General features: G+C 64.5%; 7 protein-coding genes. 4 read left to right on the forward strand and 3 right to left on the reverse strand.

What is annotated here, in order from left to right:
- Positions 1-1,041: GMC family oxidoreductase (locus tag WCB02_RS01325; protein WP_423955498.1), on the forward strand; the 1,041-nt coding region annotated here is incomplete at its 5' end.
- Positions 1,042-1,057: 16 nt separating this feature from the next.
- Positions 1,058-2,038: a hydroxymethylbilane synthase gene (hemC, locus tag WCB02_RS01330; RefSeq protein WP_423955500.1), complete on the forward strand. Its 981-nt coding sequence runs from the start codon at positions 1,058-1,060 to the stop codon at positions 2,036-2,038.
- Between the two features lie 28 nt (positions 2,039-2,066).
- Here the strand turns inward: hemC and hemE are convergent, their stop codons facing one another.
- Positions 2,067-3,119, reverse strand: a complete 1,053-nt coding sequence (gene hemE / locus WCB02_RS01335) for a uroporphyrinogen decarboxylase (protein ID WP_423955503.1) — start codon at positions 3,117-3,119, stop codon at positions 2,067-2,069.
- A gap of 126 nt (positions 3,120-3,245) precedes the next feature.
- Here hemE and WCB02_RS01340 point away from each other — a divergent pair, with 126 nt between their 5' ends.
- Positions 3,246-3,488, forward strand: a complete 243-nt coding sequence (locus WCB02_RS01340; protein ID WP_423955505.1) for a hypothetical protein — start codon at positions 3,246-3,248, stop codon at positions 3,486-3,488.
- Positions 3,489-3,916: 428 nt separating this feature from the next.
- Entirely contained in the window at positions 3,917-5,752 is a 1,836-nt protein-coding gene (locus WCB02_RS01345) for a diguanylate cyclase (protein WP_423955512.1), read from the forward strand.
- Between the two features lie 7 nt (positions 5,753-5,759).
- On the opposite strand, the gene WCB02_RS01350 is transcribed toward WCB02_RS01345, so the two are convergent.
- Both WCB02_RS01350 and WCB02_RS01355 read right to left on the reverse strand, forming a co-directional pair.
- Positions 5,760-5,975 (reverse strand): SlyX family protein, encoded by a 216-nt coding sequence (locus WCB02_RS01350; RefSeq protein WP_423955507.1) that lies wholly within the window; start codon positions 5,973-5,975, stop codon positions 5,760-5,762.
- On the reverse strand, positions 5,972-6,766 hold the full coding sequence (locus WCB02_RS01355; protein WP_423955509.1) for a rhodanese-related sulfurtransferase: 795 nt from the start codon (positions 6,764-6,766) through the stop codon (positions 5,972-5,974). Before WCB02_RS01355 ends, WCB02_RS01350 begins: the two co-directional genes overlap by 4 nt.
- Positions 6,767-6,835: the final 69 nt, after the last annotated feature.

Below are 6,835 nucleotides of genomic sequence, written 5' to 3' on the forward strand. Positions count from 1 at the left end.
ACCACGACGCGACGCGGCCGCCGCGCCAGCAGTGCCTTCGCCTATCTCCGGCCCGCGAAGAACAGAAGTAATTTGCGTATCGAGACCTCGGCGCTGGCGCGGCGGCTGGTGTTCGACGGACGGCGCGCCGTTGGCGTCGAATACCACCAGAACGGCGCGGTTCGCATCGTGCGGGCGCGCCGGGAGATCATGCTCGCCGGCGGCGCCTACAACTCGCCGCAACTTTTGCAGCTCTCCGGCATCGGGCCGGCGGAGCTGTTGAAGACGCTCGGCATCGAAGTCCTGCTGGACGCCAAAGGCGTCGGCAATGATCTGCAGGACCATTTGCAGGTCCGCGTCATCACGCGTTGCGCGCAGCGCGTCACGCTCAACGACATCGTCAACCATCCCGTCCGCCGGGCGCTCGCCGGCCTGCAATATGCAGCCTTGCGCAGGGGGCCGCTGACCATCGCCGCCGGCACCTCGGGCGCGTTCTTCAGGACCAATCCGCGTCTTTCGACGCCGGACATCCAGATCCATTTCATCCCTTTCTCGACCGACAAGATGGGCGAGAACCTGCATCCTTATTCCGGCTTCACCGCCTCGGTCTGCCAGTTGCGTCCCGAGAGCCGCGGCTCGCTCAGGATCAGGAGCGCCGATCCCGCGGCGCCGCCGGAAATCCGCATCAACTACCTGGCGACTGAAACAGATCGCACCGCTTTCATCGATGGCATCAGGATTTTGCGCAGGATTTTGGCCGCTCCGGCGCTGAAGGCGTATTGCTCCGAGGAGATCCATCCGGGACCGAATGTCACGAGCGACGACGACGTGCTCGAGTTCTGCCGTCAGACCGGCAGCACGGTCTATCATCCGACCTCGACCTGCCGGATGGGCAATGATCCGCTGGCCGTCGTCGACCAGCGGCTCAGGGTTCGCGGCATCGAGGCGCTTCGGGTGGTCGATGCCTCGATCATGCCGGACCTGATGTCGGGCAACACCAACGCGCCCACCATCATGATCGCCGAAAAAGCCTCCGACATGATATTGCAGGATGCACGATGATGCGGGAGAGTGCGGCGTGACAAATCGATTGCGGATCGGGACGCGCAAGAGCGCGATGGCGCTGGCGCAGACCGAAGAGATCGCGCGCCGGCTCACCGCGGCCGTCCCCGGTCTCGCGGTCGAGATCGTCAAGTTCGAAACCACCGGCGACAGTGACCAGGTCAGCAAGCTGTTGCCGCATGGCGGCAAGGGCGGCGCATTCGTGGCGCAGATCCGCGCGGCGGTGCTGGCGGGCGATCTGCATGCCGCGATGCATTCGCTCAAGGACATGCCGGGCAATGAGGATACCCCCGGGCTCGTGATTGGCGCGACCCTGTCGCGCGATCCGCCCGGTGACGTGCTGGTGCTGCGTCCCGGCTTTTCGCTGGATGACCTGGGGAAATCGCGCGGTAAGGGTTTCAAGATCGGCACCAATGCCGTGCGGCGTGCAGCCTATGTCCGGCGGTTGTTTCCGGAGGTCGAGGTGATTCATTTTCGCGGCGCCGCCGATACGCGGGTGCGCAAGCTCGACCAGGGCGACAAGCAGCGGCTGCCGGACGGCGGTTCCGTGGGACCCGCGGACGCGTTGATCATGGCACGCTCGGGCCTCGAACGCGTCGGCCTCGCCGGCCGCATCGCCTATGAGTTCCCGATTGTGGACATGCTGCCGGCGGCGGGACAGGGCATCGTCGCGGTCGAGTGCGCCGCTCAGGACTGGCAGACCAGGCGTATTCTCTCCGGCATCGACGATGCGGCGGCCCACGCCTGTGCCGATGCCGAGCGCGAGGTGCTGTGGGTTCTCAACGGCCACTGCAATTCGCCGATTGCGGGATTTTCGCGGATTTCGGGTCGCGAGATGGTGCTGACGGCGTCGGTGCTCGACGACGCCGGCGACCGATTCATCGCGGCGTCGCGGACCGGGCCCGCCGACCGGCCGCGCGAGCTCGGCCGTGCAGTCGGGCTGGAATTGCTCGCCAAGGGCGCCGCCGAACTGATCGAACGCAGCCGGCCGGCCTAACGAGCCCGAACGGCCTGGCCGCCGCGGTTCAACCGCGATAGGCCCGTACCCGCCGAATCATCTGCTCGACATGCGCGATCGGGGTTTCCGGCTGGATGCCGTGGCCGAGATTGAAGATCAGCCGGCCGCCGGCGTAGCTTGCGAGCACATCATCGATCGCCCGGTCGAGTGCGGCGCCGCCGGCAATCAGCACCAGCGGATCGAGATTGCCCTGCACGGCGACCCGTTTCTGCACCTTTTCTCGGATCATGGTGGGCTCGGCGGCCCAGTCGATACTCACCGCATTGACGCCGGTTGCATCGACATAGGCCGGTAGCAGCGCGCCCGCGCCGCGCGGGAAGCCGATGATCTTGGCGTCGGGCACTTTCGCGCGCACGCCTTCGACGATGCGGCTGGTCGGCTCGACCGACCAGCGCAGAAACTCACGCGGCGGCAAGACGCCGGCCCAGGTGTCGAAGATCTGCAATACGTCGGCGCCGGCCGCGAGCTGTCCCAACAGATAGTCGATCGAATTGTCGACCAGCGCGTCGATGATGCCTGCGAACGCCTCGGGGTGCCGATACGCCATCAATCGCGCCGGCGCCTGATCTGGCGTGCCCTGACCCGCGACCATATAGGTCGCAACCGTCCAGGGCGCGCCGCAAAAGCCGATCAGCGCGATTTTGGGATCGAGCTCGCGCCGCACCAGGCGCAGCGCCTCAAACACCGGTTCCAGCTTGCCAAGGTCGGCGCGAGGCTCGAGCGTTGCGATCTTTTCCGGCGTGTCGAGCGGATCAAGCCGCGGCCCTTCGCCGACCTCGAAGCGCACCGCCCGGCCGAGCGCGTAAGGCACAACCAGGATATCCGAGAAGATGATCGCGGCATCGAAAGCGAAACGGCGGATCGGCTGCAGCGTGACTTCGGCTGCGAATTCCGGCGTGAAACACAGGTCGAGAAACCCGCCGGCCTTGGCCCGAACCTCGCGATATTCCGGCAGATAACGGCCGGCCTGTCGCATCATCCAGATCGGTGGGCTCGGCTGTTTGCGGCCGGACAGCACTTCGAGAAACGGCTTGACGGCGGCTTCAGTTTCCTGGGGCAATCGATCGTTCCTTGGGCGGGATCGGCGGGACTTCGACACCCCTGATACACTGCCGCGGCGCCGTTGGCCAAGGCGGGAAAGGAACTTCGGCTCGGATGCGGCGTTTTCTCCGTCATGGAGGGCCTCATGGCTGACCAATTCAATCCCGCGCCCCATGATAAACATGCGACCGATCCCCGTGAGGCGGCGCAGGCCGACCAGGAGATGCATGCCAGGTTGGAAGCCGGCTTGATCGACAGTTTTCCGGCGTCTGACCCGGCCAGCATGACGCAGCCCGCGACTGCGACGTCGCCACCGTTGTCGCCGGAGAAGAGCGAGAACGAGGGAGCGCCTTCGCTCTGGGACAGGGTTCTGGCATTTTTCCGATGATCGCGTCGCTCCCGTGGCTTTACGGCAGCGGCGGCGAGGCGACATGGTACAGGAATTTAACCGCGCCGCGAATGACTCGCCAAGGAGCGGCAGTTCGAAACGGCTGGCCCCGGTGATCTTGAGCGCGATCGTGTTCGTGCTCATTGCCGTAAGCATCTACCTCGCGACGCGGTCGTCGTAACAGCTCGTAAGTGATACGACGAGGCGCGGGCTCGTTTTGCAGCTTCTTCCGTAGTACTACGGGAGCGGCCGAGGCGGTTTCCGGCGCGTATTTCAGAGATAAATAAGGGGTTGCGTGGGAGTTTTCCTGACCTGGAGAATCCTGCGCGATGGACGCGGCACCTCATAGAGCTGGCGTGATACGCCTGCCGTATTTCGCGGCGGGCTTTGTCGCGTTGGTCTGCGCCGCGATCTTGGCCACCACCGCGATGCGCGAATTGTCCACGCGCGATGCCGCCGTCGCAGCCGCAGACGTATCGCTTCGCAATCTGGCGCGTTCGCTCACGCAGCATGTCGAGGACAGTTTCGATCTGGCGGAAGCCAGCATCATCGGCGTGTCGAGCCGTCTGGAAGCGGACGGCGCGGCCCCTGACGTGATTTCGAAGCTGCAAAAGATTGTCGCCGCGCGCAAGGCAGGCTCGCGGCTCATCCACGCGTTCGTCATCGTGGACTCGGACGGAAATTGGCTTACATCGTCCGGTGCCATCGGCAGCAATGTGAGCGATCGCGCCTATTTCATCCATCACAAACAATCTTCCTCGCACGACAGCTTCGTTGGACCTGCGATCAAGAGCAGCGTCACCGGCGACTGGATCATCACATTGTCTCGCCGCTTCAATCGTCCGGATGGCAGCTTTGCGGGGGTCGTTGTCGTCACAATCAGCACCGAATACTTCTCCGAATTTTACCATCAGTTCGACATCGGACAGAGTGGCACGGTGTCCTTGCTCAGCTCGGATGGCATCATACTGGCCCGCCGGCCCGACAACGGCACCGTCGGACGCGATGTCTCGAACGGCGAGTTTCTGCGCGGCATCGATTACCGGGAATCGTCCGGCGTGTACCATTTCCTGTCGTCGCTGGACGGCTTGCAGCGGATCGGAGCCTACCAGCGCAGCGAGCACTACCACTTCACGATCCTGGTGACGAAAGCGCAGGACGAGGTGGTGGGCGAATGGCGTTCCGCCGCCATGGCCCGCACCGGCTTCGTCCTCGGCCTCGTCGTGCTCATTGCGATCATCGGCTTCTATCTGGTTCGCCAACTGATCAAGGGCGAGCGCATGGCGGCGGCGCTGGCCTCGAAGGAAGCCAGCTTCCGCGCGCTCGCGGAGGGATCGAGCGATCTGGTGACGCGCGTGGGCGTGGATGGAACGGTGCAATATGCCTCGCCGTCCTCGATTCGTGTCCTGGGCTGGCGGCCGCAGCAATTGGTGGGGACGCAGGCCCTGGCCGGGATCAATCCGGAGGACCTGCCTCGCGTGGAGGAGACCGTTCGCGCGCTGCGCGAAGGCGAACTGGAAGATGCCCGCATGACCTATCGCGCGCGGCACCGGAAAAAATCCGAGGTCTGGGTCGAGTCGTCGCTGCGCGTGACGCGTACGGCCGACGGCGACATCGACGGCGTCGTCGCGATCCTGCGTGATGTGACGCAGCAGAAGGATCTCGAGGGCAGGCTTGAGACGCTGGCGACGGAAGATGGCCTTACCGGACTTTCCAACCGGCGCCACTTCGATGAACGCCTGCTCCAGGAATTCGGCAGGGCGTATCGCGAGCACACCTCGCTCGGCATCCTGATGATCGATCTCGACCATTTCAAGCAATACAACGACGAATACGGCCACCTCGCCGGCGACGAGTGCTTGCGCGCTTTCGCCAAGATATTATCGGCGGAAGCGCTCCGCACCACCGATCTTGCGGCCCGATATGGCGGCGAGGAATTCGTGATGCTGCTGCCCAATACCGACGCTCTGGGTTGTGCCCGGATCGGCCAGCGGATCCGGCGCGCCTTGCGCGACATTGCCATCCCGCACGTGCTGAACACACCATCGGGAATGGTCACCGCGAGCATCGGCGGCGCCATCTGCCGTCCCGGCCTCGAACGCACCGCCGGCCCCGCTTCATTGGTCGACGCCGCCGACCGTGCCCTCTACAGCGCCAAGGACGGCGGTCGTGACCAACTGGTGATGGCGCCAGAGCTCGTCACCGTGCTGCCGGCGGCCTCAGCGCTGCGCAGAGGCATCCGCGAACTGCACGAGGCGCGCTAGACAAGGTTCAGTAGTGCGGTGGCGGCTCGTTTGCCGGGGGCGGTGCGGCGACGTCCGCCTCCCGCAGGCGCTCGTTGAGAGCGCTGATCTGGCGCGTCAGGGCGTCGATCTTCTGCCATTGCGCGGTGACGCTCTGGTTCAGCGTCTCGATGGTGTCGTCCTGAAACATGGCGCGGGCCTCCAGCGCATCGATCCGGTCGTTCAATGCCTTGACCTCACTCATGAGCAGGCCATCCCTTCGTTCGCCATGGCGCTTTCCCTTGCGCCTGCTTTTGCGTTTTGTCGGCCGCGTTCGCGCAAGCCGTGGCCGAGGGCAATGCGTTCATCGAACACGAAGCATTCGCCGCGCCAGCGGCTTTCGGCTTCCGCGACCTCTTCCAGGTATCTCAGGATGCCGCCCTTGAGGTGATAGACCTCGTCAAAGCCGCGCGCGAGCAAATGGGAGCTGGCTTTTTCGCAGCGGATGCCCCCGGTGCAGAACATCGCGATCCTGCGATGCCTTTTGGGATCGAGCTTTTGCGCAGCAAACTCCTTGAATTCCCCGAAGCTCGCAATCCCCGGATCGAGCGCGCCGTCGAACGTGCCGAACGCGACTTCGAACGCGTTGCGCGTGTCGATCACGAGCGTATCGGATGAGGCGATCAGCGCGTTCCAGTCGGCCGGCTCGACATAGATGCCGACCTGGCGTGTCGGATCGGCCGCGCTGTCGCCAAGGGTGACGATCTCCTTCTTCAGGCGCACCTTGAGGCGCCCGAACGGCATCGCCAGCGCCTCGGAAAACTTCAATTCAAGGTTATCGAGCCTGCCGCCGAACAAGGCGCCATCGCGCAATTGCCCGATCAGCGCCGCGATACAATCGGGCGAGCCGGCGAGCGTGCCATTGATGCCCTCATGCGCCAGCAGCACACTGCCCTTCAAACTCAAATTGGCGCAAATCGCGCGCAGCGGCTCCCGCAACGCGCGAAAGTCCGGCAGCGCGGCGAATTGGTAGAAGGCGGCAACTTGATAGGGCATCGCGATCGTTTAGCAGGCTGGCAAGGCGTGCTCAATATCGATGCGCGCAGGCTGTCCCCAAGACAGCCT

Source organism: Bradyrhizobium sp. (assembly GCF_049581145.1).
Taxonomy (GTDB): Bacteria; Pseudomonadota; Alphaproteobacteria; order Rhizobiales; family Xanthobacteraceae; genus Bradyrhizobium.